Raw genomic sequence first — 26,727 nt, 5'->3', positions numbered from 1 at the left:
GTGTATCAAGAGGTATTGGAGGGATCAGATTTTGAGGTATCTTATATAGAAGGCAAGGAAACGATAGGAGCGTATATTGAATCATTTGTACGTCCATTTGATTTAAACAAAGAGTATCCTTTTCGAGTAGGTATTGTACGAGATATAGAGGGGGGTCATTTGTTGTTGATAGACATGCATCATATAATTAGTGACGGGGTTTCCCATAGCATCTTGTTAGAAGAGTTTGCTCGTTTATACGAAGGAGAAGCTTTACCAGAAGTATCGTTACACTATAAAGACTATGCAGAATGGCAACAGAGCGAGGTTCACAAAGAACAACAAGCAAAAGACAAGGAGTATTGGGAGAAAATGTATGTAAATAAAGTAACACCATTAACGTTGTCTTATGATTACATGCGACCAAGGGTTAAAAACGATCTAGGATCCTCTACAGGTATAACTCTTACGGCAGAATTGACAAAAAAGATAAGAAACTTATTAGAGTCAAAAGATGTAACGATGTTTATGTTTTTACTGTCTATTCACAAAATAGTATTGAGTAAATTAAGTGGTCAAGAAGACATAGTTATTGGTACCCCTACCTCAGGAAGAAGCCATGCAGATGTAGAACAAATGGTTGGGATGTTTGTCAATACCTTGGCACTTCGCAGTGCTCCAAGTGGAGAAAAACGTTATGTAGATTACTTATCGGAAGTAAAGGAATTGGTTTTATCAAGTTTTGAACACGAAGAATATCAATATGAAGATTTGATAGAAAGCCTTTCGTTATCTAGAGATGCTAGTCGTAATCCGTTATTTGATGTGATGTTTACATATCAATACGAAGAGGAAGTAGGAGACAAAGTAGAAAAAGGAACAATTGAGTCATACCAATCAGGCAAAAATACAGTCTCTAAATTTGATTTAGAATTTAATGCTTCAGACAACGGGAAAGAAATAGCTTTATCCGTTACCTATTGTACAGCTTTATTTAAAGAAAGCACCATTCAAAATTATATAAAATATGTTGAAAATTGTATTCATCAGGTTTTAAATAGTGCGGAAAAGAAGCTTATAAATCTTGAAGTTATAACTCAAGAAGATAAAGAAAAACTGGTAAATAATGTAGGGAAAGGTATTGTAAATACTTATTATAAAGAGAGTTCTTTCTTAGAGTTATTTAAAAAACAAGTCAAGTTAAACCCCGATTCTATAGCAATAGCTTATGAAGAAAAAGAATTAAGCTATAAAGAATTAGATTATCGTTCAACAGAGGTCGCATTAATGCTACAAGAACAAGGAATAAGACCTCATGATTTTGTAGGACTTTATGTAGAAAGAAATATCTCTATTCCTATAGGTATTTTAGGGATTTTAAAAATGGGAGGAGTATATGTGCCAATAGACATAGAGTATCCAGAAGAAAGAGTAAACTTTATAATTTCGGATTCTCAAATAAAATGTTTAATTGCGAATGATTCTAAAAAATTGGAAGCACTCAGTTTAGAAAAAACAAAAGTTCTTTCAATTGCAACCGACAAACAACACTCTCTTTTAAAAATAAAAAACGTTAATGTACCTAACATTGTTAATGAGGACTTAGCTTATATGATTTATACCTCAGGAACAACAGGAAGACCAAAAGGAGTAATGACTTCACATAGAGCCTTGTCAGATTATGTACATACAGTGATTGGATATTTTGGGTTAAAACCAACAGATAGTATTTTACAACAATCCAGTATTTCGTTTGATACTTCAATAGAAGAAATATTTCCAATATTAGGAGTTGGAGGAAAACTAGTTATTACAGAAGAACGAAGAGATTTTGAAAAAGTGGTGTTAGATTGTTTAAAGCATAAAATTACTGTGCTTAGTACTAACCCATATTTGTTAGAGTATGTAAATGAGCATATAGAAGATTATGAACTTTCGTTAAGAATTTTAATAAGTGGAGGAGATACGTTGAAATGGAGCCAAGTAAATAACCTGATTTCTAAATTTTCAGTGTACAATACCTATGGACCTACAGAAACTACAGTATGTGCAACATACTATAAAGTAGAAAAGCAATTAGAACGTCTTCCTATAGGGAAACCTATATGGAATAGGGAAGTATATATTTTAGATGCAAACTTAAAATTACAACCAGAAGGAGTTGTAGGAGAGCTTTATATTGGAGGAGCAGGAATCGCAGAAGGTTACTTAAATAGATCAGAGTTGACAGCTGAACATTTTGTAGTCAATCCATTTAAAGAAAAGAAGAAAATGTATCGAACTGGAGATTTAGGTAAATGGTTGCCAGATGGAAATATAGAGTTCTTAGGTAGAAAAGATACGCAGGTTAAGATTCGAGGCTATCGTATAGAGTTGGAAGAAATAGAAAATAAACTCCTTGAAATTGAAGGAGTAAGACAAGCAAAAGTTATTGTTGTAGATCATAAGGAAACAAAACAATTAGTTGCTTACGTCGTTTCAGAAAATCTAAATAAAGAAACAATCAGAACAGCGTTAGCAAATCATTTACCAGACTATATGATTCCTGTAGGGTATCATTTCATAGAAAAGATTTTGTTAACAGAAAATGGAAAAGTAGCTATAGAAGCTTTACCAGCTCCTAAAATTGAAGGAGACAAATCTGAATACATTGCCCCTAGAAATAAAACTGAACGTAAGTTAGCGACTATATGGGAAGCTCTTTTACATTGCGATAAGGTTAGTATAAAAGATAACTTTTTTGAATTAGGAGGACATTCATTACTACTAATAAAACTAAAAGTAGCAATTAAAAAAGAGTTAGGCTTGCAAGAGTTAGAACTTCAGATGTTATTTAAGTATCCAACGATTGAAGAGTTTAGCAAAGCTGTGAGTCAATTTGTACTTAGTGCCAAACAAAAAAATAGTAGGCTAAAGCAATTAAGTTTGGGAGGAGAGTGGTCTCCAATTTACATTATACCAGGACTATATGGTATGGTTGATTACTATTATGATTTGGCGCAAATGTTAGGAGAAAACAGAGCCGTTTATGGAATAGAAGCTTATGGTATGCAAGGAGAGGAATTGCCTTTGTCAAGTGTTGAAGAAATGGCTCGAAAAAACATTGAAGAAATTCGAAAAGTACAGCCTAAAGGACCGTATGCTATTGTAGGACATTCAGATGGTGGAATCATAGCCTTAGAAATGAAAAGGCAATTAGATGCCGAAAAGGAACTCGTAATTTTAACAATGTTAGATTCTCAATTAGGAATTCAACCAGTGAAAGAAGAACAAATAGGAGAACATGTATCTTTTTTATTAGAACGCTATTTACGAGAAGAATTCTTTACTCCTAAAGAAGGATGTAAAAGAGAGCATATTGAAAAGGAGTTTTTTGAAATGAAAAATAATATTTCTAAAAAAGGAATTAGCTCAGTAGTATTTAATTTTTTAGAAACGTATTTTGAAATTGATGATTACATGGAAACCTTTAAAAAATTATTTAAGGTGTGCTTAACAAACTTAACATTAGATTATGAAATAGTGAATGATAATTATGAAGCACTTTTAATACAGGCAGAATCACATAATTATGAGTTTAAAGATGAAAATGTAAAACGTTGGAAATCAAAAAATTCAAGAATGATATTTGAAACAAGTTCTGGAGACCACTTTACAATGGTTCAGAAAGAAAATGTAGAAGAACTTTCCAAGAAAATTCTAACTTTTATGACTACAGAGATCATCATTGAGTAAGAAAATGAGAAAACTAAAGAAAAATAATTAAAAAATAGCGGAAGCCGAAAAGCTATACGAGTAGGCAATAACTTAACTAATTTAAAAACGATGTGTAAATCAACTTTACAAGAATTTAAAAAAGGGAAAAATGAAATATTTCCTAACGAAAAAATGAAATCTATTTCAGCAGGTTCTCGATCTATTTCAGCAGGTTCTTATTTGTGTGAAATTTGTTACCCAGCATGTTGTAGTCAAGCATTGCACGATCTTACTGGAGGGAAGTAAATTAAATTTAATAATGGTGTCTTAACTAAAATTAGTAATTATTTTAAACGGGTAAAACACTTACTTAATGTTGTATTTTATCGCTTAAAATAGTTATTATTAAAAATCAAAAAACGCTTAATTAATCTACACCAAATAACTAGAATTTAGATGTACAAAAAAAACATACGTTATACCATAGCTTTATTAATTATTTTCCTAGGTTCAGGAATTATATTTGGACAAAAAGTGAAAGAAAAAAGTTCTCTTTTTTCTAAAGAAATGATTTCTGAAATAGAAGCATTAATGGAAGAGGGAGATATTCCAGGTATAGCCATTGGTATTGTCAAAGGCAATCATAAAGAAATAAAAACATTAGGGTATCAAACTACAAACAATGATAAAGAAATAACCAATCATACCCTTTTTGAACTGGGGTCTACTACAAAGGCATACACAGCTTTGGCTATCCTAAAATTAGTTGAAGAAAAGAAAATAGATTTAGCTAAAAATGTGTCAGATTATTTCCCTTGGTTCGTTGTTACTTTTCAAGGGAAAGAAACACCAATTACAATAAAACAATTACTTCACCATACAAGTGGAATACCTTGGGAAACATTATCTCTCATTCCTGAGGATAGAAGTGAAAAAGCATTAAGAAATACCGTAGACAAAATCAATGGAATTGAGTTAAGTACAGCTCCTGGTACTAGTTATGAATACGCTACCATAAACTATGACATTTTAGGATTATTAATTGAGAAAGTATCAAAAATGCCTTACGATGTGTATGTTGAAAACGAGGTGTTGTTTCCTTTAGAACTTAAAGATACCTATGTGGGTTCTGATGAAGTTAAAGATAGAATGAGTATTGGTAATAAAATTAGTTTCTTTAAAGCCAGACCTTATGATGCTCCAATTTATAAAGGGAATGAGCCTGCTGGGTATATTGTGTCCGATATCGACGATATGACGAAATGGCTGCAATATCAAATGGGGATACAGAATAACCAATTTCAAGATATAATTACAAAATCACATACAAGAGATCAATCGGTAAAACCACACGGATTAGCATCTTATGCTTATGGTTGGGAGGTTTCTTTAAGAGGAGATGATGCAGTTTATCATGGGGGAATGAATCCCAACTTCTCTTCTTTTGTAGGTTTTAGAAAAAAAGAAAATGCTGGAGTTGTATTGCTAGCAAATGCAAATAGTGATTATACTCAAATTTTAGGAGATCGTTTACTCAAGTTAGTAGCAGGAGATAAAATTAACTCATTAGAGCTGCATGCATCACAAGACAAAAGTTTTTCTGTAGTATCAATTTTAATAGGAATATATCTTTTAGGAGTCTTATTTTTTATAGGTTATATTGTGTATGATATCGTTAAAGGAAGACGCTCTTTTGAGAGGTTAACCTTAAGAAAAGGTAAAGACTTATTAATATCGTTACTAGCTTTTATTCCATTTTTAGCAGGAATTTATTTACTACCAACTGCCATGGCTAATTTTACATGGGAATCTGCCTTGGTTTGGACCTCTTTTAGTTTTGCAGCCGTAGCTCTACTAGCAGTAACAGGTATGCTGTTAAGTTATATGGCATTAATTATAGCTACTGTTTTTCCTGAAAAAAACGAGTACAAAAGAGTGGCTCCTAAGGTTATTGTTCTGAGTGTAATTTCAGGTTTAGCAAATATGGTAGTTATCGTACTCATTACATCTTCTTTTCAAAGTAATATGGAATTAAAATACATGCTGTTTTATTTTGCGTTGGCAGCTGGTACATATTTGTTAATGAGGAAAATAGTTCAAGTTAGAATGGTTTATGTTACTAAAAATATCATTTATGATTTGCGTATAAGTATGATAGATAAAGTTTTCCTTACTTCTTTTGAAAAATTTGAAAAAATAGACAGAGGTAGGGTGTATTCTGTAATGGATGATGATATCGGTACAATTGGTCAATCTGCAGATACATTTGTAAGTATTACAACCAACATAATTACAGCTTTTGGTGCATTTACTTATATGGCAATTCTGAATATGTGGATAACCTTAGTTACTGTTTTAATGATTGGTGTTATTACTTCAATTTACTATGTAGTTAGTAATAGAGCCAAAGGCTTATTCGATATCGCTAGAGAAACAAAGACGGTTTATCTAGAACTTCTTAATGGAATGATAGATGGATACAAAGAATTAAGTATTAATAAAAAGAAAAAAGAAAATTACAAAGAAGACCTCAAATACAGTACAGAAGAGTTTAGAGATAAGAGTACTAAAGCAAATATTAAATTTATAAATGCCTTTCTTGTAGGAGAATCGTTATTAATTGTGCTCTTAGGGGTAACAGCTTTTGGAATTCCAGAATTCTTCCCTCATGTACAAGACGGACTTGTATTGAGTTTTGTAGTAATTTTATTATACCTTATTGGTCCTATCAACGGTATTTTTAATGCAATACCCCAGTTAATTCATTTACAAATTGCTTGGAAGAGGATTCAGAATTTATTAGATGATATTACATTAGAGACAGAGGAGAATGTAACATCAAAGACCATAACTGTTCCTACCGTACTAGAATCTTTTCAAGCCGATTCTGTAGAGTTTGAGTACGGGAACGGATTTTCTGTAGGACCTATAAATTTACAGGTAAAAAAAGGAGAAGTTCTTTTTATTATAGGAGGAAATGGAAGTGGAAAAACAACACTATCCAGATTATTAACAGGTTTATACACTCCACAATCAGGTGAAATTCTTATAAATGGAGAAAGAGTAAGCGCAAAAGAATTAGGAGAATATTATAGTGCCGTATTCAATCCGTTTTATCTTTTTCAAAAGATATATGCAGAAGATATAAATTTAGATGAAGATAAAATAAAGGAACTATTAGAAGTGTTACAACTTCAAGAAAAAGTAAACATAGAAGACGGTAAATTTAGTACGATTTCTCTTTCTGGCGGACAATTAAAAAGATTGGCATTACTACAATGTTATCTTGAAGATAAACCAATTTATCTCTTTGATGAATGGGCAGCAGATCAAGATCCTGTATTTAGAAAATATTTTTACAGAGAACTATTACCAAAAATGAAAGAACAAGGGAAAATTATAATAGCAATTTCTCACGATGATCAATATTTTGATGTCGCCGATAAAATTTTAAAATTAGATTTTGGTAAAGGAGAATATGTAAAAGAATATGAATTAATAAATGATAAAAATTTTTTACAAATTTGATAAAGAATTATGAATAAAATAAAACTTTTTTGCTTTCCTTATGCGGGAGGTTCAGCGATGATTTATAACAAATGGGAACCTTTTCTAGATGGTAATATTATACTTAAACCTATTGAATTACCAGGTAGAGGAAAACGAATTAAAGAAAAGCCAATGGCTTCTTTAGATGAAATCATAGAAGATATATTTAATACAATTGAAAGTGATATAAAAGGAGGAGAACCTTACGCACTATTTGGGCATAGTATGGGAGGATTAATAGTACATCAATTATTAGAAAAGATACAGGCAAACAAAATGCCATTACCAATGCATGCCTTTTTTTCAGGGAAAGGAGTTCCGCATATCGAAAGGAAGAAAAAAAATTATCACTTAATGGATGACGACGCTTTTAAGAAAGAAATAATGAATTTGGGAGGAACCCCACCAAATTTTTTTGAATATCCAGAGTTGGTTGACATATTTTTACCGTTGCTAAGAAACGATTTCAGCATCGCAGATACAGAAATTCATACTCAAAAATATGAACCAAGAACAATTAATATTACAGCGATGTTTGGAAAAGAAGAAGAGTTTTGTGAAGAAAAAAGAAATGGATGGAAGAAATATACTATAGGAAGCTGTACCTTAAAATATTTTAAAGGAGGGCATTTTTTTATTCACGATGAAACCAAAGAAATCGTAAAAGTAATTAACAATGAATTAGTAATGTTTGCAAAAGCTTAAGCTTTTGCAAACTCATATATAAAAAAAAAGTAGTTGCACACAGTTTATATTTTATACTCAACCTTTCCAGAAAGCCTATCTTCTGAAATATATAATGAGTATGTACAGTTTTTATCTGAAGAATTAAAAGAAAAGAATAAGCTTTATAAACGTTGGGAAGATCAACATTCAAATTTATTTGGTAAGTTACTTTTACAACTAGGGTATAATAAATTAGGTTACAAAGCTTATATATTAAATAAAATAAAATACGGAGACAACCTAAAACCGTACCTGGAAGAAGGTATAAAATTCAATATTTCTCATTCAGGAGAATATGTGTTATGTTGTCTTTCTGAGACAGTAAAATTAGGAATAGATATAGAAGAAATAAAAGACATAGGGTTTAAAGATTTCAAACAAGTAATGAATGAAGAGCAATGGAAGAATATTTCAGATGCTCCAAATCCTCTAAAACAATTTTTTACCTATTGGGTAATAAAAGAAAGTGTAGTTAAAGCAGATGGTCGAGGCTTTTCGCTCTCGCTTCCAGAGATTCACATTTTTGACGAAAAAGCTATTTGTAAAGAAAAAACATGGTACTTGCAGGAAATTCATTTAGCAGAAAACTATAAAACCTATGTTGCTACGAATGTTGAAAAAGTAAATGTAGAACTTATCAATATAGATTTTTATAATGACGCTGAAAAAAGGAACATTCTTAAAAAATTAGAAAAAAGTTTAGATCATTTAAAACAATAAAGTAAAAGAAGTACCATCATTTTCTTTAGAATGGAGTAAAATGTTTCCATCATGTAAATGCATTATTTGTTTAGATAAACTAAGACCAATACCCGTTCCTTGTTCTTTGGTGGTAAAAAAGGGGACAAAAATATCATCAATGATTTCTTCAGGAACCCCCGGGCCATTGTCTGTCACACGTATGAATTTTTTGTTTGAAGAATGTATACCGGCTTCAAGAGATATTTTACATGGAATGGTATTGTTTGTTTTTAGTGCTTGTAGCGAATTTTGAACTAAATTAATCAATACTTGGTTTATTTGTTGTCTGTCTGCAAAAAGTTCTAACTCTGTAGGAGTCGATATCACAGAAAAAGAAACCCCTTTTTTATTGGCCTCAGGTAGCATTAAGTTATGAACTTCAACTAAAAGTGTATGTACTTTAAAAATACTTTTTTCAGGAAGAGGAACACTAATATAACTGCGGTACGAATCAACAAAGCGCAATAAGTTTTTACTTTGAGTCTTTATAACATTCAATCCTTTAGAAATATTCTTTTGTTCAGTTTCTGAAAAATTTTGGAAAGGAGAAGTATTGGTAGGTTCGTAATAACATAAGAGGGAGTCTGCAATCGAAGTTATTGGAGCTACAGAATTCATAATTTCATGAGTCATAACTTTAATAAGACGCATCCAAGAATCGGTTTTATTTTTGTCTAATTCCTGTTTAATGTCTTGAACTGTAATTAGTTTAATTGTATTGGTGAATGATTTAAAAGGAGCTATTTTTACAATTAGTTGCTCAGTTTCTCTTTCGTTCGTAAATTCTATTAATGTTTTATTAGAATTTTTAGAAGTGTCAATAAAGTGAAATAAATGTTCATTTAAACTTTTAATTTGACGAATATTATTTAAAGAGGAATAATTTAGAAGTTCTTTAAGTTTTGAATTTTTAAAAAGAATGGTTCCTTCTTCATTAACAGTGAAAATACCTATATTAGCCTGATTTAGTAAGGTTTTGTAATAATTTTCTTGCGCGCTGTTTTCCGCATAAATACGCTCAATTTTTCGATTAAAAGCGTTGATGTTTTTAGTTAAATTATCTAAAATACTTCCTGAAGAGTACTCTGGAAAGTTTAAACTAAAATCATCGTTTTTTAGAGCTTCGAAAAAAAAAGCAATTTTTTTGTTAACTTGATTGATATAAGAAATTAGAAAAACAGTTTGTAAAATTAGGAAGACTATTAATAGTACAGTTCCATAAAATGAGTCGTGAAAAACAAGAGAAATTCCTAAAGAAGTAAGACTAATTAGAGATATTCGTATAATTATTTGTAAAAAATAAGACTTACTTACCATGAGCATTTATTTTTTTTAATTTATTGTAAAGTGTTTGTCTGGTAATACCTAATTTTTTGGCAGCTTCTGTAAAATTTCCTAGAGAAAGAGATAAGGCTTTGTTAATCAGTTTTGTTTCCATTTCTTCAAGAGTAAAAATAGAAGAGTTGTCCAATTCTTTTTTTTCAGCACTATTTATAATGAAATCATTAGGTGTTAATATCGTAGCATCACTCAAAATTACCGCACGTTCCATGGTATGTTTCAATTCCCTAACATTTCCAGGCCAAGAATGTTCTAGTAGTTTTGTTTGCGCTTTTTCACTTATAGTAAAAGGAGGTTTGTTATATTTTGCTGCAAGAGTATGTAAAAAATGCTCTGCCAATAAAATAATATCATTGCCTCTCTGACGAAGTGGAGGAGAGCTTACATGTATGGTATTAATTCTATAGAGTAAATCCTCACGAAAAGCACCTTCTAAAACCATTTGATCTAAGTTACAATTTGTTGCACAAACTAAGCGAATATCAACAGGAATAGGAGTATTAGATCCTACTTTAACAATAGTTTTATTTTGTATAGCCGATAAGAGTTTAGCTTGCATAGAGAGAGATAGGTTACCAATTTCATCAAGAAACAAGGTGCCAGATTCAGCAGCTTCAAATTTACCGATACGGTCTTCTTTTGCATCAGTAAAGGCGCCTTTTAAATGACCAAAAAGCTCACTTTCAAACAAAGACTCAGAAATAGATCCCATATCAACAGAAATAAAGACCTCGTTTTTTCTAGATGATGTTGCATGAAGTGTTTTAGCAATCATTTCTTTACCGGTTCCGTTCTCACCAGTAATGAGTACATTAACATCAGTGCTGGCAACTTTATCAACTAAGTCGAGTACTTCTTTTAGAGCATCAGACTTACCTATGATAGTATTGTTGTTGTGTTGTGCTATTATTTTTTTGAGTTGTACAGTTTTGTTTTTAAGCTTATGAATTTCAACTTTCGACTGCTTGAGCTCCATAGCTGATTTAACCATTGTTAATAGTTTTTCATTATTCCATGGTTTTAAAATAAAATCGTATGCCTGTTCTTTTAAGGCTTTAACAGCCAGTTCTATATCACCATAAGCAGTCATCATTATAACAGCAGTATCAGGAGAGAGTTCCTTGAGTTTTCTCAACCAAAAAAGCCCCTCATTTCCCGAGTTTATTCCTGCAGAAAAATTCATGTCTAGTAAAATAACATCATAAGTTTTGATATTAGGAAAAGAAGTGATTAGATTCGGATTGCTAATAGAATCTACAGTATTGTATTCAGATTGTAGCATGATTTCTAAAGCACTAAGGACGCTTTTATTATCATCAATTACCAATATTTTTCCAGGGTTCATAGCCTATAAATTTGTTTAGTAAAGATATTAAAATGATAAACTTTGTAAAAATATTTGTCAAAAAAATTGACATCAAGTGTAAATATTTTTTACATAATCAATTGTTTTTTTACTTGCCTCGTATTCTTATGTGTTGGTTTTTAGTAGGTTGTGTTTGTTGGCACCATCTTGGTATATAGCAAACTAACAATTTAATTACAATGACACAAAAAAATATTTTATACGCATTGATTTTTATTTTCTTGAATCCAATGTTAGTATTAGCACAGAAAAGTTGGTCTTTAGATGAATGTATCAATTATGCAATAGAAAATAATCTTTCGATAAAAGATTTTAAATATAGTGAAGATTCAGGACAGGAAACCAAAAGACAAGTCTACAGAAATTTATTTCCAAGAATTTCAGGTAATGTGGGGTATTCAATACAATACGGAAGATCAGTAGATCCTAATAATAACACTTTTGTAAGTACAGATTTCTTTTCTAATAACTATTCAATAAATGCTTCTGTAGATATTTTTAACGGATGGCAAAAACTAAACACCATAGCCTCTGCCAAATTTATTCACAAAGCACTTTCTGAAGAAACGCTTCAAGAAAAGTATATGCTGGCCTTTAGAGTAATGGAACACTATTACAATGTGTTGTATTTTAAAAAAGCGGTGGAGATTTTTAAAGCACAAGAGCAAATTTCTAAAACAAATTTCACTTTTGTTAAGCGACAAAAGGACATGGGAATTAAAGCAGGAGCAGATGTTTATACTGCCGAATCTGCTTTCATGACAGATAAATTAAAACTAACACAAGCCATAAATAATTTACAACTCGCAAAACTTCAGTTGGCTCAGGAAATGAATTTAGAAAATCCATTGCAAATACAAATAAATGAGATTCCAACTTTAGGGAGGAAAGAAAAACAAAACGATTCAATTCACTCTGTAAAACATATTTATAACAAAGCAACTCTTTTTATCCCCTCTATCAAAGCAAGTAAAGCGAGGGTAGCATCAGCTAAAAAAGAGTTGGCAATATCAAGAGGAGCCTTAGCGCCAATGTTATCTTTTTCGTTGGGTTATGGTACAGGGTATTACGAAACAAATGTAGATGATACAGGTAAGATAATATCTTTTAATAAACAGTTAAAAGATAATGCCTCTACCTCTGTAGGTGTTAATTTGCGCATTCCTATTTTTCAAGCTTGGAGTAGAAGATCTAATATAAAACAAAAGAAGATAGCATTATTACAAGCTGAAAATAGTTTTGAATTGGAAAAACAAGAGCTTAGAAAAATTATTGAACAATTAATTCAAGATTATACATCTTCTATTTCCGAATATGAACAAACACAACAGCAAGAAAAAGCAAGAGAGTTATCATTTAAGATAGCTCAAAAAAAGTACAGTAATGGTTTAATTAACGCAATAGACCTTAATACAGAAAAAAATCTCTATGCTACTGCTCAAAACGAAAACTTACAAGTAGAGTTAAAATTAAAGGTTCAAGAACAAACACTATTATTTTATAGAGGAATTCAGGTATTTAATATTAAAAAAACAAACAAAAGATAATGGATATTCAATTAGAAACTAAAAAAGGGATAAAAAAGAAGCATATTGCAATGGCAATTGGTGTAATCACAGCTCTTTTTATCATATGGAAATTATTATTTGGATACAGTAAAGCTACCTTTAAAACAGAAAAAAATCGTTTAAGTATCGCAAAAGTAAAACAAGGAGAATTCGATGATTATATCTCTATAAGTGGTTCTGTAGCACCCATTGCCACAATTTATATGGATGCTTATGAAGGAGGAAGAGTAGTGGAAAAAAAGGTAGAAGAAGGAGCGATGGTTAAAAAAGGAGATATTATTTTAAGGCTAGAGAATCAGAATTTGTATGAAAGAATTCTCGCAAGTGAGAATAACTTAGCCTTAAAGCAAAATGATTTGAGAAGTACAAGATTAAATTTTGATGCTCGCCAAATTGAAGGACAAAAAAGCTTAGCACAATCAGATTATGAGCTTATTCAAAAGAAGCGAGCATACAATCAAAACAAAACCTTATTTGAAGAAGAATTGATAGCAAAAGAGGAATATTTGAAAGCAAAAGAAGGGTATGAGTTAGCCAAACGAAATAATCAAATAGTACTGAAGCAAACTGAACAAGACACTAAATTAAGAACAGCAACGATGAGTGAGTTAAACTCTGATTTGGCTCGTATGCGCAAAACACTATCAATGGTATACGATCGAATAGACCATTTAAATGTAAGAGCTCCTGCCGATGGACAATTAGGTTACTTAGATGCAGAAATAGGTCAGAGTATTAATGAAGGAGAACGAATAGGTCAAATTAATGTATTAACCGATTTTAAAATAGAAGCAGCAATTGATGAACATTATATAGATCGTGTTCAGAGAAACCTCAAAGCTATTATTGAACGAAATGGGAAGTCTTATCCGCTTCGATTACGAAAAATATTTCCAGAAGTAAGAAATGGGAAGTTTCGTGTAGATTTAGTATTTACAGACCAAAAACCAGAAACAATAAGAACAGGTCAAAATTACACCTTAAAGTTACAGTTAGGAGAATCAAACAAAGCACTGTTAATACCTAGAGGAGGGTTTTATCAAAGTAGTGGAGGGCAGTATGTGTTTGTTTTAGATGAGGAAGAGGCTTATGCAGTTAAAAGACCCGTTCGTTTAGGGAAACAAAATTCACAATATTTTGAAGTAATTGAAGGATTACAACCTAATGAAAAAATAATAACATCGAGTTATAACGGTTTTGGAAATGCAGAAAAAATTGTGATAACTAATTAATAACCAAAAAACAACTAGAAAACATGATAAAGTTAAAAAATTTAAAAAGAAGTTTCCGAACTGAAAATGTAGAAACCTTAGCAATAAACGAAGTCTCACTACATATTAGAGAAAATGAGTTTGTAGCGATAATGGGACCATCAGGATGTGGAAAATCGACACTGTTAAACACACTAGGGCTTTTAGATCAACCTTCTTCAGGTTCATATGTGTTTGGAGGACACGAAGTGTCAAAGCTTTCAGACGATCAACGTGCTCAAATAAGGAAAGGAAATTTAGGATTTATTTTTCAAAATTTTAATTTAATTGATACACTAACTGTATTTGAAAATGTAGAGCTACCATTATTGTTCATGAAAGTTCCAAAACAAGAGCGAAAACAAAAAGTAGAAGCCGTGTTGGAGAGAATGAAAATAGGTCATCGTGCCAAACATTATCCACAACAGCTTTCAGGAGGACAACAACAAAGGGTAGCCATAGCCAGAGCCGTAGTTACAAACCCTAAAGTTATTTTAGCAGATGAGCCAACAGGAAACCTTGATTCGAAAAATGGACAAGAGGTCATGAATCTTCTTTCAGAACTTAGTCAAGAAGGAGCTACTATTGTAATGGTAACACACTCCGATTACGATGCCCAGTTTGCACATCGAATAATTAATTTGTTCGATGGAAAAATAGTTTCAGAAACTATGAATGAGCCAGTTGAAATGAAGACTGAGATGTTAAATTAATTATAACAATCAAGAAAAATTATGATAATCAATAATTTAAAATTGTTTTTTAGAAATGCATTACGTTATAAAAGTGTATCTCTAATTAATATTATAGGATTAAGTGCTGGTTTAGCATGTGCATTATTCATTTGTTTATGGATTTACGAAGAATGGACTGTAGATAAATTTCATGAAAACGAAAAGGAATTGTACCAAGCAATGGTAAGGTCTAAAGAAAGTAATGGAGTGTCTGTTTATGAAAATACTCCTCCTGTATTACCGCAAGCCATTAAAAACGATATTCCAGAAGTAAAAAATGTAATACCTTATATCTATGATTTTGCCAAAAATGTAATTTCAGTAGAAAACACAGGGTTTAAACTTCAAGGAATATATGTTGGAGATGAATTTTTTGAAATGTTTTCATATAAACTTACGCAAGGTAATCCACAAACAGTTTTAAAAGACATAAATAACATTGTTATCTCAAGAGAGATGGCTGTTAATCTCTTTGGAACTGCCGAAGGAATCTTAGGAAAGAGTGTTAAATTTAACAACGAACACGTAAAACAGGTTTCGGGAGTGTTTGATACGACCGGATTGAATAGCTCTGTTCAATTTGATTATGTATTGCCATTTGAGTCTTTATATGTGCATATTCCAAGAGTAAAGAAAAATTGGAATAACAGTTATGTATATACTTATATTCAACTTAATAAAGGCGTTTCTCCAGAGTTAGTAGCATCTAAAATAGAAAATATTATAGCTAAAAATTCAAATAATGAAACCGCATCTCTATTCTTACGACCATTTTCAAGTAAATATTTATACGATAAATATGAGGAAGGAGTACAAGTAGGGGGAAGAATTGACTATGTAAAAATATTCGGAATTATAGTGTTCTTTATTTTACTCATAGCTTGTATTAATTTTATCAACCTATCAACAGCGAATGCTTCTAGAAGAATGAGAGAAATAGGGATAAAAAAATCTATGGGAGCTAAAACAAAAGAATTGAGAATGCAATTCTTTGGAGAATCGATGTTAACAGTATGTATAGCAGGAATTATAGCCTTATTACTTGTTGTGCTATTGCTTCCGCAGTTTAATGCTATATCTGGTAAACAAATAACTCTTTCACTAAACACTACATTACTGGGAATCTTTCTTGGAATGATTGTTTTAACTGGTATTTTGGCAGGAAGTTACCCCGCAATTTATCTTTCAAAATTAAATGCAGTAGAAGTTTTAAAAGGAAAGTTAAGTACAAGTTTTAGTGAATTGTTAATGCGTAAGGGCTTGGTTATCTTTCAGTTTACATTGTCTGTTATTTTAATTGTTGCCGTAATGGTGATTTACCAACAAATGAAATTTATTCAGAATAAAGATTTAGGATATAGTAAAGATAATGTTATAGCCTTTAAAGCGGAAGGAAAAGCAATTACTCAATTAGATGACTTTTTGTTGGCATTAGATAGAATACCTGGAGTTAAAAACGCTTCAAGTATGTTTAATGAATTTATAGGAAAAGCAAACTCTACAGGAGATTTAATTTGGCCAGGAAAAGAACCTGACAAAATTGTAGACATGCAATATATGCGTGTTAATTATGATATGTTAGAATTATTAGGAATTAAGATGAAGGAAGGTAGATCTTTTTCAAGAAATTTTAGTGCCGACAGTCTTAAAATCATTTTCAATGAAAAAGCAATTGATTTAATTGGAATGGAGGAACCAATTGGTAAAACTGTAGATCTTTGGGGAGACCAATATGAAATAGTAGGAATAGCTAAAGATTTTCATACTGAGTCACTACAACAACAAGTAAAACCCATGTTTATTATATGTAATACTCAAAGAACAAGTACGATAATGGTTAAAATTAAGGCAGGAGAGCTTCAAGGAACAATCAAAGAAATAGAAAGTTTTTACAGAGATTATAATGCTGGATTTCCATTTGAGTATAGGTTTATTGATGAAGATTTTGATGCCCTATATCAATCGGAGCAGCGAATAGCTACTTTGTCAAAATATTTTGCAGGTTTAGCCATCCTTATTTCTTGTTTAGGGTTGTTTGGTTTGGCAATATTTACATCTGAGAATAGAAAAAAAGAAGTAGGAATAAGAAGAGCATTAGGTCAAAAAAAATCTCAAATAATTTTATTGTTAACGTCTGAGTTTGCAAAACTTGTAGGAGCAGCAATCCTTGTAGGCTTGCCAATAGCTTATCTATTAACAAGAGATTGGTTGACTGGTTTTGCATACAGGGTAGATTTAAGTGTAGTATACTTTTTATTGGCAGGTTTTATAGCCATGACTATAGCACTTCTAACAGTTGGTTACCAGGCTATTCAAGCAGCGTATAAGAATCCGGTAGAAGCATTGAGGGATGAATAACATGCTAAGACCAATTGTAAATAAAAAAAGCAACCTGTTAGCAGTGAATAAAATTAAGTTATCATGAGTATTACAATCAAAAAAACAAAAAAACACATAGTTTCTTTAAAAGATTTATCTCCAGAAGAAATTATAGAAATTATAAACAGAGGGGTGTCATACATAAATAGAGAAGTACCTCTTGGAAGTCAACTAAAAGGAAAAGTCATTGGAATATATTTTACCAAAACTTCTACAAGAACAAGAACTTCTTTTTCAACAGCAGCCCTTCGTTTAGGTGCACAAATAGTAACATACGGTCCCAATGATTTACAGTTAAACACTGGAGAAAGTGTAAGTGATACAATGAATGTTCTTTCTCGAATGTTAGATGGGTTAGTTGCTAGAACAGCAAGCGATCCTGAAGTAATTAGAACTTTTGCGAATCAAGATAGAATGGCTGTAATAAATGCGATGACTTCAGATGAGCATCCAACTCAAGCGTTAGCAGACTTGACTACAATGAAACATTATTTTGGAGAATTACCCGGTTTAGAAATAATTTATTTAGGAGAAGGAAATAATACAGCTGTAGCCCTTGCTTTGGCAATAGCTAAAATTCCTAATATGAAGATTAGTTTTTTTACACCGCCAAATTATGGAATAGATCCTCTAGCATTGAACTATGCGAAAGAATTGGGAGAAAAAATAAATACTGTAATTAATGAGTATAGTGACTTAAAATATCTTCCAAATCATGCTGATATTGTATACACAACACGTTGGCAAACAACAGGAACTCAAAAGTTAGATTCGAATTGGCGAAAGTCATTTGAACCATTTACAGTTAACCAAGAGCTTATGGATAAATATTCTGAAGCTATTTTTATGCATGATCTACCTGCTCATATAGGAGACGAAGTAGAAGAGTCGGTAATTAACGGTACAAAAAGTATTGTGTTTAATCAAGCTGAGAATAAAATGCACAGTGCAAAGGCAGTACTTGAGTGGTGTATGCAGTAAACAGTACTAGAGTTCAATAAATAGGAGGCTAAACTCTTAATTATAGTCCCATTTTTTAAGAGCAGTCTTATTTAATCACGGCTAGTATAAGTTTTTATTGCTTTTGTACTAGCCGAACCAACAAGTTAAAAGAATCTTCATCAGCTACCCATTTTTTATACTTTTCAAAAGGGAGTTGTTGAAGGTTTTTTGTTGGATATAATTGATGAAAAATAGTAAGAGCAGCTACAAAACTTCCAGCAGTAGAAGGATGGAAGTTATCTAAGCTATATAAAGACTCTTTGTCTTTATAAGTGTTGTATTCTTTCCATATAATTCCCACAGGAAATAACAAAGCATTATTTTGTTGGGCGGCAGATTTGTGATTTTCAATTACTTTATCAAAAGTATGATAATAGCTAACGGATGGCCATACCATAAAGTAACCTAGTTTAGTATTGTATTGTTTGCAAAGAGCTCTTATTGTCGCTCCGTCTTGTATTAGCATTCTTTTTCCTTCTGCTTGTGAGGAAGGACCTTGTTGAATAACTAAATAATCGAATTGTTTTTTTGCTAACAGTTTTTGAAGTTTTCCGTCGTTAATATGGTCAATAATAGCATAGTTAGGAAAACACAAGCTTTTGGTATTGATAGGAACTCCTTGTTGGTTTCCGATATACGCTAACATTTTAGGCATGTTGTTTGTATAAGTTAAACTATTTCCAACAAATAATATTTGTTGCGCTTGAACAGAAAGTTGAAAAAAGAGGAGTATGTAGAGTAGCTTCTTCAAAGGTAATGATATTTTTACACCTCTAAATTTAACTTATTTTTTAATTGGATTCTTCCAATAGTGGTAATAATAACTTCTCTAGAGTTTGGTTTTTTACGTAACCAATCTTTTTTAATCATTGCTTCGAGAAGAGAAGCTCCCAATGCTCCTGCAATATGATGCTTTCTTTCACTCCAATCTAAACATTGATGAGCAAAAGAGCGTTTTTTAAGTTGAATAAGGTTAATATCTATTCCAATTTCATTAAACCATTCTTTTCCATAGGGAGTAACAACATAATTTTTATCAGAAATTGTAATGATTTTATTGTTTAATAAAGAAGTTGTTATTTCTACACCAAGGCTGCCTGCTAAATGATCGTAGCAAGTTCTGGCGTAAGTAAAATCATTCAGTTTAGGAGTTTTAATTTTCTTGTAATCATTAGCTATAGAAATTAAACTAGCCATTGATTCTATAACCTGTGCAACTTCATCGTTAGCAAATTTAAAGTAGCGATGCCTTCCTTGTTTTTCAACAGATAAGATGTTTGCAGAAACTAGTTTTTTCAAATGATTGCTTGCCGATTGCAACGATATATTTGCACTTGTAGCCAATTCTGTAGCAGTATAAGCTCTGCCATCCAGTAAATTCCACAACATGATAGCGCGAGACTTATCTCCTAAAATAGCAGCAATTTTACTAAACTGATGTTCTAACTCTTCGATAGTTGTGCTTTTATGATTGTTTAATCCCATATTTTAGGTCGTTTAACACCAAGTGTTCTTAAATACCCTAATAGTTGACCAGTATGAACGGCTTCGTGATACACCATTCTGTTTAAATAATCTCCTAATGTTTTACTTTGCCTCACCTCTTTTCGTTCAATACGTATGTTTTCTAAATCAGTTTTATTAAGTGTTTTTATCATCTCTATAAAACTGTTACGATATCTTTCAGCAAAGCTAAGCTCATTTTTTAAATCAGAAAAAGCTAAATTTTCCCAAGGGGATTTATAATTTCCTAAATCACCGCTGTTTTTAATAATTGTATGAAATAAATGTTCACCTTCCAGAATGTGTCTTATCATTTCGATAATCGAAAAAGCTTCTGAGTCAGGTTTCCAGTTTAAAAATTCATCAGGAATGTCTTTCCATAGTTTGAGGCTTCGTCTTCTTGTTTCTGAAAAGTTTAATAGTATGTTTTCTATAGCGTTCATAGTAAATTACGTGTTTATTTGAGTGTAAAAGTACATGACGCTTTTATATTCTATTTCATTTTAAAATGAAGTATGGAATTTACATCAATTAAAAAACAAATGCTTTTCTATAAACAGACAAAGCTGTAAGAAAAGCATTTAGTTAAATGTTTTACTTTTTTAATAAAACGATGTTTATTACGGTGCTATTTTACATCAATAACGAATTCATCTCTAGGAATTCTAACTTTTTTCATTGGTTTAATCCAGTCCTTTTCATCATCGGCATACCCAATGTACATTAATGATACACTCTTTAAGCCCAATTTGTTCAATTCTAAAACTTCATCAACTATATTATTGTCAAATCCCTCAGCAGGACAAGTGTCTACTTTTAACTCTGCTGCTTGTGCTAAAGCTAATCCTAAAGCAATATAAGTTTGTCTTGAGGTGTGTGCAAAGTTAACTTCATCAGGAAGCTTTAAATAGGCTTTTTTAAGCATATCTGTATAGCTGCTAAACCTACCTCTTGGTAAACCTCTTTCATCTGTGGTAAAATCATACACTTTATCTATTCTTTCTGCGGTATAATTATCCCAAGCGGCAAAAACTAGTACATGTGAGCAGTCCTTCATAGAATCAGGGTTTAAAGCCCCTTGTACTAACTTTTCTTTCACTTCCTGATTAGATATTGATATAACTCTAAATTGCTGTAAGCCCGATGAGGTTGGTGCTAATCTAGCAGCTTCAATAATTTTTTCTATATGTTCTTCGCTTACTTTTTTATTTGGGTCAAAAGCTTTTACAGCATGTCTCCAGTTAAGATTTTCTATTAATGACATTGTATTAATATTTAATTATTTGTTGTATTTAATTTTACTTCAATATTTCCTCTTGTAGCATTTGAATAAGGACATACTTGATGTGCTTTTTCGGTTAAGGTTTTTGCTTCTTCTAAAGAAACATCAGGAATATTTACATCCAATGCTACAGCAAGTCCAAAACCACCATTTTCTATTTGACCAATACTTACTGTTGCTTGAACAGTAGTTGTACCTGTGTTGATTTTAGATTTTTTGATGACTAGGTTCAAAGCACTATCAAAACAAGCTGAATACCCTGCTGCAAAAAGCATTTCAGGGTTTGGGTAATCGTCATTAGCTCCTCCCAACGCTTTCGGATGTCTAACATCAAGTTCTAGAACTCCGTTTTCACTTTTTACATGTCCGTTTCTTCCGCCAGTTGCTTTGGCGCTGATATTATAAATTGGCTTCATTTTTTTTATTAATTTGATGTAAGATATGTTCTATTATATTTTTGAGTTCTGTTAATTTGTCAACAGAAATATTTAGAGAAGTCATAATTTGACCAGGAACGCATTCTGCTTTTTCTTGGATATTCTTTCCTAGTTCTGTTAAATTAATTTTTACAACACGCTCGTCGGTAACTTCTCTTTTCCTCTCAATAAGTTTTTTTTGTTCAAGTCTTTTAAGTAAAGGAGTAAGAGTACCGCTATCTAAATTAAGTTTAGTACCTATTTCTGAGACATTTTGACCACCTTCTTCCCATAATACTAACATTACTAAATATTGAGGGTAGGTTAAGTCTAACTCTTTTAGTATGGGACGGTATAAACTAATTACTTCTTTCGCAAGTGTATATACAGGAAAACATACTTGATTGGTTAATTTTAATTGTTCTGACATGATTGACTTATAAATAACGATACAAATATATTACACAATTAAATTGTGTGCAATTTAATTGTTATAAAATTATGTGAAAATTATTTTAAGAATGTTAATTCATTTATTTTACTGAATGATTAACTGCTTAAAGTTGTATTAAAATTTTGATATTCGTAGGTGATTGCTTGGGTATAGAGCTGTGTTGCTAGCTTTTCATCTATAGGATTTTCTTTCTGGTACTCCTCTAAAAAATTACCCATCGCATAAGCACCGCTAGGATCATTGTTTCCAGTTATCCAAGGAGCATAAAGGTTTTTTGATGAAGGAGGAGATAGCTGTTCCGCTAACCAAGCCCATAAATATTCACAAGGTATCATTACTATAAGCGCGTAAATAGGATCTTGATGAGAGGCTACCATAGACTCAAATTGAGAATATTGTTTACAAATCTCATTGGGTACAATTCCCGTGGTATCTTTTATATGCCATGTTTTAGGAAATGTTTCATTGTATTTTTGATAGCTATGATATTTTTTGAATAAAAGTGCTTTAAGAGTGGCATTTGAAGTCCTGTTCATAGCAGTTAAATAATCTTGCGCTCCCTTAAAACAATAATAGGCATCATTAATATTAAAACCTCCGTAATCTATTGGATTAAGTGTTCCTGATTTAATCTCTTGAATAAATTGAGTGTTCAATGCTTTATTAGCAATGTCTTCACAAGCATTCCACATATTCCAAAATAACGAATCTGCTGGTGGGGGAGCGGTTGATAATTTGTGCTCGGTTAAAAAAGCAGAATCTAGTTGAGTTGACCTGTTGTTTTTCATAACATTGAGAGTTTTTTATCTAGTATATTCCCCAATAAATAAGTCCGCTTATTAACCACAACAACATCCATTGTCCTAATTTTAAATAGTTTTTTGGAAACTTTTTAGAAATAGTTATTCCAATCAACCAAGCAACTCCGTATCCAAAAAAGTAGATGGCTAATAATTGAAGTAGTAGTGTTTCACTTTCCAAATAGTCGGTAAAATTGATCAATCCAAGTCCAATTGAAGCAAACAATAAATCAAAAGAAATCCAATGCCAACCACTTCTTGCCATGGTCCATTTTTCTCGTTTTAAATGTTTAGGGTCGTCTTCGGGCTCAATTATTTTGAATTCTTTGTCGCCCATAAAAGTATGGATAAAGAAGGCTAATAAGGTTAAGATATTAGCTATTAAAATAGGTGTGTTCATAGAGTTATTTTTTCTTTTTTATGATAGCGATTTCGTATAACCTAGTTATCGGATTAAAGATACTTTAATTTTCTGTTTTGTGCTAGAGTTACAATAATACATTATTGATAGTAAGGTTTTTATTCTGCCAATGTGTTTGGGTTATGCCCTATTTTGAAGTTACAAGAATTAGCAATAAAACACATTTTGTTTGCCTCTTTATGCAGTTCGTTCGCTTTAGGAATCATATTTTTGTCAGTGATTTTCACGATTGAATTTAGCGTAACCTCTGTAAATGTGTATGATTTTAGCGTTGGTGTTTTATTCTTTATAATATTTAATTTTTATCAGTAATGTGAGGTTTTATCAATTCGTCAAAGCTTAAGTCAATCGGAGTTGAATTCACTAAATTACTAACAAATTTTACATTAGAAACTTCTTTAGGAATATTGATATCTTCAATTTTTGGGATACTGGTCGATTTATAAAAGTGCAATGAACTTTTAGCTAATTCGTAGTCAAATTTAATTTGATTAACTTTTTCAATATCAATACCCAGAGTCGAATAGACTAGAAGATGGAGTTTCTCTTTTTGCTTAGAGAAGTCATTTAGCTTTCCGTTTATCTTGATTAGCAAATCATTTATACCAAAACCTCCTACATTTGAATTAACTAAGACAGATGCAATAATTATTTCTGTACCATTTATCGGATTTAGTTGTCTTGAACTAAAATGATGTATTCTTGATTCTGATGCGGAACTTTTAACTTCAATACGTAATTTATCAAAACTAAAATCAAATTTTTCTTCGGGAATGCTATGCCAGCCAGCTATCAATTTTTCAGGAAATGAAGATTGTTCGATTAAAAATAGCTCGCACCAAAGACCTTGTATAGAATTTCTCGGAGTTTCTTTTACTGCTTTGAAAAGTTCAATAAATTTTCCAACAGTATTTTTTATTTGCTTATTTGATGGACTTTGACCAAGTGATTTTATCAATATTTGGCAAGTACTCAAAAACAGTTCTTTAACATCATTATTCTGACCGATATACGATACTACCGAAAAATTGTTGTGAGTTACTTTTTCTCCCGACTCTATTTCGCATTTAAGATTATGAGAAACTTTAATGTTAAAGAGATTTTGATTTGCAATAAAAAAATTTTGATTTTGTTCTGAAATTAATATTAAAAGACTTGGGTTATCAGTAAAGTTTTTTGCTATTCTATGATTTTCATAGCCCTTAATTGCTTTCGCTGAATAAGAATTCGAACTCTGATTTTTCGGCAAAGGCAATTTTTCATATATCTCTTTTAAATCAGTCATTAATTTTTGATATTAATGATTGTGATAATCGAGCAGGTACCCATACAGCAATTGTGGCAACATTTTCGTAATCCGTATCTCTAAAATTGAGATTATGTATTTGAACAGATACGGAATCTTCAGATTTTATTTTTTCATCCCCTGGATAAATAACTTCTCCGGTTCTAGGGTTTTTACCTTGGAATAATTGTTGAATTTCATCTTTCTTTAAGCGTCTTGTTCTAGGGGTGCCTTTAGCTATTAAGTAAACAAAACTATCTTCTGGTGGAAATTCATCTGTGTATAAATCAATCACAGATTTTAAATTGGTATAAGTTGTAGAATCTGTTTGTCTAGTAAATTTCAATTCATTTAACAAGTCTGTGAATAAGTCCTTTAATGGGATTTTAGCAACTAGATGTTTTTGCTCATCCGTTCTATCTTTATGGCCATTATCTTCTAAAAATTGCTGTTCATATTTACTAACGAATTTGTCAACTATAGTTCTATTACTTTCGATAATAATTTCGCTATCGTGAGGAGCCCTAATTCTAACCCATTTATTTCCAAAAGTAGTTCTTGTCAAATCCTCAGAAAGCACATTAACTCTAGTTAACCTGAACATTTCATTTAGCACAAATCTTCTTTCCATTTCGTTTAGGTGCTGACCTGAAAGTTTATGTTCAAATAACTTTTTACGTATATCTTCTTCGTGATTTACATACTCACTAAACAGATGAATATTTTCTGCGTCAAGATATACACGACAATGACCTAAAAAATCTTTTTTATAACCAAAGAAACGAGCTCGTTGTTGAATAGTATCAGCATTTCCAACCCCCATATTTCTTGGCATATATGTTATTGTCAATCCTTCAACAGTAAAACCTCTATCCATTGCTTGACCACCTACTAGTATAAACGAATAGTTACTATTCCAATCAACTGAACTTCCTGCTCTTGAATTTAGCTGTTCAACAGCCGTGTTACTAATATTATGCCCTAAAGTTTTTAAAAGAATTTCAAAAGGTTGTATTTCAGGAGCATTTGTCTTTAAGTCTTTATAGGATTCTTTAAATTCTGAAATTATTTGCTGTTTAGTCTCATCATTATCATCTCTTTCTAACAAAACTTTTTCCCAGAGACTTTTGATGTGTGTAACCCAATCATAATATATATCGTGTTCTTCAACTAATCTTGATGGATGTACCATCATTGAACGGTTTTTTGGATTACCTTTTTTATTACCTAATAGATAGCCTGATGTAACACTTAAAAAGAAAATACGCATTGCTTCTTGAAGTGTCTCAGGTGCTTCTTGAAATACATTATCATCACCATAAATCTCAGAATAAGGTATTTCTCTTATGATAAAATGATTTTCTTGACAAAAAGCACGTCCACCAGTATATTTTTCCCCTGGAGTTAAAAGTTGAATAAAATTAGGGGAAAGGTTGTCTAAAATATTAATAAATAACGGAGCCTGTGGTGTAGCTGTATATTGTATAAATGTGTGATGTGGTAGAGTGTTTTTTAAATCTCTAATTCTACGATAAATAGTACTCATTTGGATTTCAGTAAGAACCTCACCATTACGTTCTCGTCTAGCATTTGAACTAGCTCGTGTATTCATACTCGCTTGATCTCCTTCATCATCAATGATTAAAGTAGGAACATTTGATAAATCAAGTTTTTTTAATACCGCAAGTAAGTTTTTTAGGTGACTCGTGTTTTTCATTACAGTAATCAGTAATGTTTTTTTGAAATCATCAGGAGTATTGGGCTTTTTCCAATTTTGAAGTTCTCTTAGAATAGTATTTTTATCTTGCGGATTTTTAATAGGGTCTTTTGGATTGTTAAGCATCACCCATTTTCTATGAAAACCTTGATTTATGTCTAAATCATTTTGTAATCTATTGAAAGACTGATTCACAAGATTTGTTGAAATGCCTGCTAGAACTATTACTATTTGATAATTATTGTCTCTTGCTAAAGCTGTTAGTGTAGTAAAAGATAATGTTTTACCACTTTGAACATATCCAAAAACTAAGCCTGTGTCGTTATTAGTTTCTTCATTTGGATTACCACATAATTTCATAATGTGATATGTTTCCTCTTTTACTTTTTCTTTGGCATCTGTATCATCACCGAAAATCTTATTCAATAATTTTTCTGATTCTTCACCATATTCAGGTGTCCAACTTTCATCATTTGAGGAACTAGACATAATATTTATATTTTCAGTTTTTGACATAA

Annotated in this window: 22 protein-coding genes; 10 read left to right on the top strand and 12 right to left on the bottom strand. The window is 31.4% G+C overall.

What is annotated here, in order from left to right:
- The 5 genes from V1T75_RS16090 to V1T75_RS16070 all read left to right on the top strand — a co-directional run.
- Window positions 1-3,714: non-ribosomal peptide synthetase (locus tag V1T75_RS16090; RefSeq protein WP_330489518.1), on the top strand; the 3,714-nt coding region annotated here is incomplete at its 5' end.
- Window positions 3,715-3,804: 90 nt separating this feature from the next.
- Window positions 3,805-3,981, top strand: a complete 177-nt coding sequence (locus V1T75_RS16085) for a hypothetical protein (RefSeq protein WP_330489517.1) — start codon at window positions 3,805-3,807, stop codon at window positions 3,979-3,981.
- A 150-nt stretch (window positions 3,982-4,131) separates the two neighbouring features.
- Window positions 4,132-7,203, top strand: coding sequence for a cyclic peptide export ABC transporter (locus V1T75_RS16080; RefSeq protein ID WP_330489516.1), 3,072 nt, complete (start codon window positions 4,132-4,134; stop codon window positions 7,201-7,203).
- A gap of 9 nt (window positions 7,204-7,212) precedes the next feature.
- Window positions 7,213-7,929 carry a thioesterase II family protein gene (locus V1T75_RS16075; RefSeq protein WP_330489515.1) on the top strand — a complete coding sequence of 239 codons (717 nt, stop codon included), beginning with the start codon at window positions 7,213-7,215 and terminating at the stop codon, window positions 7,927-7,929.
- A 33-nt stretch (window positions 7,930-7,962) separates the two neighbouring features.
- Entirely contained in the window at window positions 7,963-8,670 is a 708-nt protein-coding gene (locus V1T75_RS16070) for a 4'-phosphopantetheinyl transferase family protein (protein ID WP_330489514.1), read from the top strand.
- Here V1T75_RS16070 and V1T75_RS16065 read toward each other — a convergent pair.
- Entirely contained in the window at window positions 8,659-10,008 is a 1,350-nt protein-coding gene (locus V1T75_RS16065) for a sensor histidine kinase (protein ID WP_330489513.1), read from the bottom strand. The genes V1T75_RS16070 and V1T75_RS16065 overlap by 12 nt on opposite strands.
- A complete protein-coding gene (locus tag V1T75_RS16060; protein WP_330489512.1) occupies window positions 9,998-11,377 on the bottom strand; it encodes a sigma-54-dependent transcriptional regulator in 1,380 nt (459 codons plus the stop codon). The genes V1T75_RS16065 and V1T75_RS16060 overlap by 11 nt, the downstream gene beginning before the upstream one ends.
- 200 nt (window positions 11,378-11,577) lie before the next feature.
- Between V1T75_RS16060 and V1T75_RS16055 the strand changes: the two genes are divergently transcribed.
- The 5 genes from V1T75_RS16055 (at window position 11,578) to V1T75_RS16035 (ending at window position 18,310) form a co-directional block, all read left to right on the top strand.
- Window positions 11,578-12,945: a TolC family protein gene (locus V1T75_RS16055; RefSeq protein ID WP_330489511.1), complete on the top strand. Its 1,368-nt coding sequence runs from the start codon at window positions 11,578-11,580 to the stop codon at window positions 12,943-12,945.
- Complete coding sequence (locus V1T75_RS16050; protein WP_330489510.1) at window positions 12,945-14,198, top strand: efflux RND transporter periplasmic adaptor subunit; 1,254 nt, start codon at window positions 12,945-12,947, stop codon at window positions 14,196-14,198. Before V1T75_RS16055 ends, V1T75_RS16050 begins: the two co-directional genes overlap by 1 nt.
- A 23-nt stretch (window positions 14,199-14,221) precedes the next feature.
- Window positions 14,222-14,929, top strand: a complete 708-nt coding sequence (locus V1T75_RS16045; RefSeq protein WP_330489509.1) for an ABC transporter ATP-binding protein — start codon at window positions 14,222-14,224, stop codon at window positions 14,927-14,929.
- Window positions 14,930-14,950: 21 nt separating this feature from the next.
- Entirely contained in the window at window positions 14,951-17,308 is a 2,358-nt protein-coding gene (locus V1T75_RS16040; protein ID WP_330489508.1) for an ABC transporter permease, read from the top strand.
- Between the two features lie 63 nt (window positions 17,309-17,371).
- Window positions 17,372-18,310 (top strand): ornithine carbamoyltransferase, encoded by a 939-nt coding sequence (locus V1T75_RS16035; RefSeq protein ID WP_330489507.1) that lies wholly within the window; start codon window positions 17,372-17,374, stop codon window positions 18,308-18,310.
- A gap of 94 nt (window positions 18,311-18,404) precedes the next feature.
- Here V1T75_RS16035 and V1T75_RS16030 read toward each other — a convergent pair whose 3' ends face one another.
- The 10 genes from V1T75_RS16030 to V1T75_RS15985 form a co-directional block, all read right to left on the bottom strand.
- Complete coding sequence (locus V1T75_RS16030; RefSeq protein ID WP_330489506.1) at window positions 18,405-19,082, bottom strand: SGNH/GDSL hydrolase family protein; 678 nt, start codon at window positions 19,080-19,082, stop codon at window positions 18,405-18,407.
- Window positions 19,083-19,096: 14 nt separating this feature from the next.
- Entirely contained in the window at window positions 19,097-19,816 is a 720-nt protein-coding gene (locus V1T75_RS16025) for an ArsR/SmtB family transcription factor (protein ID WP_330489505.1), read from the bottom strand.
- Complete coding sequence (locus tag V1T75_RS16020; RefSeq protein WP_330489504.1) at window positions 19,807-20,277, bottom strand: DinB family protein; 471 nt, start codon at window positions 20,275-20,277, stop codon at window positions 19,807-19,809. The genes V1T75_RS16025 and V1T75_RS16020 overlap by 10 nt, the downstream gene beginning before the upstream one ends.
- A gap of 185 nt (window positions 20,278-20,462) precedes the next feature.
- On the bottom strand, window positions 20,463-21,098 hold the full coding sequence (locus tag V1T75_RS16015; protein ID WP_330489503.1) for a nitroreductase family protein: 636 nt from the start codon (window positions 21,096-21,098) through the stop codon (window positions 20,463-20,465).
- Window positions 21,099-21,109: 11 nt separating this feature from the next.
- Window positions 21,110-21,532, bottom strand: a complete 423-nt coding sequence (locus tag V1T75_RS16010; RefSeq protein ID WP_330489502.1) for an organic hydroperoxide resistance protein — start codon at window positions 21,530-21,532, stop codon at window positions 21,110-21,112.
- A complete protein-coding gene (locus V1T75_RS16005; protein ID WP_330489501.1) occupies window positions 21,516-21,962 on the bottom strand; it encodes a MarR family winged helix-turn-helix transcriptional regulator in 447 nt (148 codons plus the stop codon). The genes V1T75_RS16010 and V1T75_RS16005 overlap by 17 nt, the downstream gene beginning before the upstream one ends.
- Before the next feature lie 119 nt (window positions 21,963-22,081).
- Complete coding sequence (locus tag V1T75_RS16000; RefSeq protein WP_330489500.1) at window positions 22,082-22,774, bottom strand: hypothetical protein; 693 nt, start codon at window positions 22,772-22,774, stop codon at window positions 22,082-22,084.
- A gap of 19 nt (window positions 22,775-22,793) precedes the next feature.
- Window positions 22,794-23,186: a hypothetical protein gene (locus tag V1T75_RS15995; RefSeq protein WP_330489499.1), complete on the bottom strand. Its 393-nt coding sequence runs from the start codon at window positions 23,184-23,186 to the stop codon at window positions 22,794-22,796.
- Window positions 23,187-23,502: 316 nt separating this feature from the next.
- Complete coding sequence (locus V1T75_RS15990) at window positions 23,503-24,492, bottom strand: PD-(D/E)XK motif protein (protein ID WP_330489498.1); 990 nt, start codon at window positions 24,490-24,492, stop codon at window positions 23,503-23,505.
- Window positions 24,485-26,725: a Z1 domain-containing protein gene (locus V1T75_RS15985; protein ID WP_330489497.1), complete on the bottom strand. Its 2,241-nt coding sequence runs from the start codon at window positions 26,723-26,725 to the stop codon at window positions 24,485-24,487. The genes V1T75_RS15990 and V1T75_RS15985 overlap by 8 nt, the downstream gene beginning before the upstream one ends.
- Window positions 26,726-26,727: the final 2 nt, after the last annotated feature.

The organism is Tenacibaculum sp. FZY0031 (genome assembly GCF_036350695.1).
Classification (GTDB): domain Bacteria; phylum Bacteroidota; class Bacteroidia; order Flavobacteriales; family Flavobacteriaceae; genus Polaribacter.
The sequence above is the reverse complement of the archived record's forward strand: the minus strand, read 5'-3'. Positions and strand labels throughout refer to the sequence as shown.

Excerpts from the sequence above, each read along its gene's own strand:
- V1T75_RS16085 (WP_330489517.1), top strand. The coding sequence starts at position 3,805 with ATGTGTAAATCAACTTTACAAGAATTTAAAAAAGGGAAAAATGAAATA.
- V1T75_RS16080 (WP_330489516.1), top strand. The coding sequence starts at position 4,132 with ATGTACAAAAAAAACATACGTTATACCATAGCTTTATTAATTATTTTC.
- V1T75_RS16075 (WP_330489515.1), top strand. The coding sequence starts at position 7,213 with ATGAATAAAATAAAACTTTTTTGCTTTCCTTATGCGGGAGGTTCAGCG.
- V1T75_RS16065 (WP_330489513.1), bottom strand. The coding sequence starts at position 10,008 with ATGGTAAGTAAGTCTTATTTTTTACAAATAATTATACGAATATCTCTA.
- V1T75_RS16060 (WP_330489512.1), bottom strand. The coding sequence starts at position 11,377 with ATGAACCCTGGAAAAATATTGGTAATTGATGATAATAAAAGCGTCCTT.
- V1T75_RS16055 (WP_330489511.1), top strand. The coding sequence starts at position 11,578 with ATGACACAAAAAAATATTTTATACGCATTGATTTTTATTTTCTTGAAT.
- V1T75_RS16050 (WP_330489510.1), top strand. The coding sequence starts at position 12,945 with ATGGATATTCAATTAGAAACTAAAAAAGGGATAAAAAAGAAGCATATT.
- V1T75_RS16045 (WP_330489509.1), top strand. The coding sequence starts at position 14,222 with ATGATAAAGTTAAAAAATTTAAAAAGAAGTTTCCGAACTGAAAATGTA.
- V1T75_RS16040 (WP_330489508.1), top strand. The coding sequence starts at position 14,951 with ATGATAATCAATAATTTAAAATTGTTTTTTAGAAATGCATTACGTTAT.
- V1T75_RS16035 (WP_330489507.1), top strand. The coding sequence starts at position 17,372 with ATGAGTATTACAATCAAAAAAACAAAAAAACACATAGTTTCTTTAAAA.
- V1T75_RS16025 (WP_330489505.1), bottom strand. The coding sequence starts at position 19,816 with ATGGGATTAAACAATCATAAAAGCACAACTATCGAAGAGTTAGAACAT.
- V1T75_RS16020 (WP_330489504.1), bottom strand. The coding sequence starts at position 20,277 with ATGAACGCTATAGAAAACATACTATTAAACTTTTCAGAAACAAGAAGA.
- V1T75_RS16015 (WP_330489503.1), bottom strand. The coding sequence starts at position 21,098 with ATGTCATTAATAGAAAATCTTAACTGGAGACATGCTGTAAAAGCTTTT.
- V1T75_RS16010 (WP_330489502.1), bottom strand. The coding sequence starts at position 21,532 with ATGAAGCCAATTTATAATATCAGCGCCAAAGCAACTGGCGGAAGAAAC.
- V1T75_RS16005 (WP_330489501.1), bottom strand. The coding sequence starts at position 21,962 with ATGTCAGAACAATTAAAATTAACCAATCAAGTATGTTTTCCTGTATAT.
- V1T75_RS16000 (WP_330489500.1), bottom strand. The coding sequence starts at position 22,774 with ATGAAAAACAACAGGTCAACTCAACTAGATTCTGCTTTTTTAACCGAG.
- V1T75_RS15995 (WP_330489499.1), bottom strand. The coding sequence starts at position 23,186 with ATGAACACACCTATTTTAATAGCTAATATCTTAACCTTATTAGCCTTC.
- V1T75_RS15990 (WP_330489498.1), bottom strand. The coding sequence starts at position 24,492 with ATGACTGATTTAAAAGAGATATATGAAAAATTGCCTTTGCCGAAAAAT.
- V1T75_RS15985 (WP_330489497.1), bottom strand. The coding sequence starts at position 26,725 with ATGTCAAAAACTGAAAATATAAATATTATGTCTAGTTCCTCAAATGAT.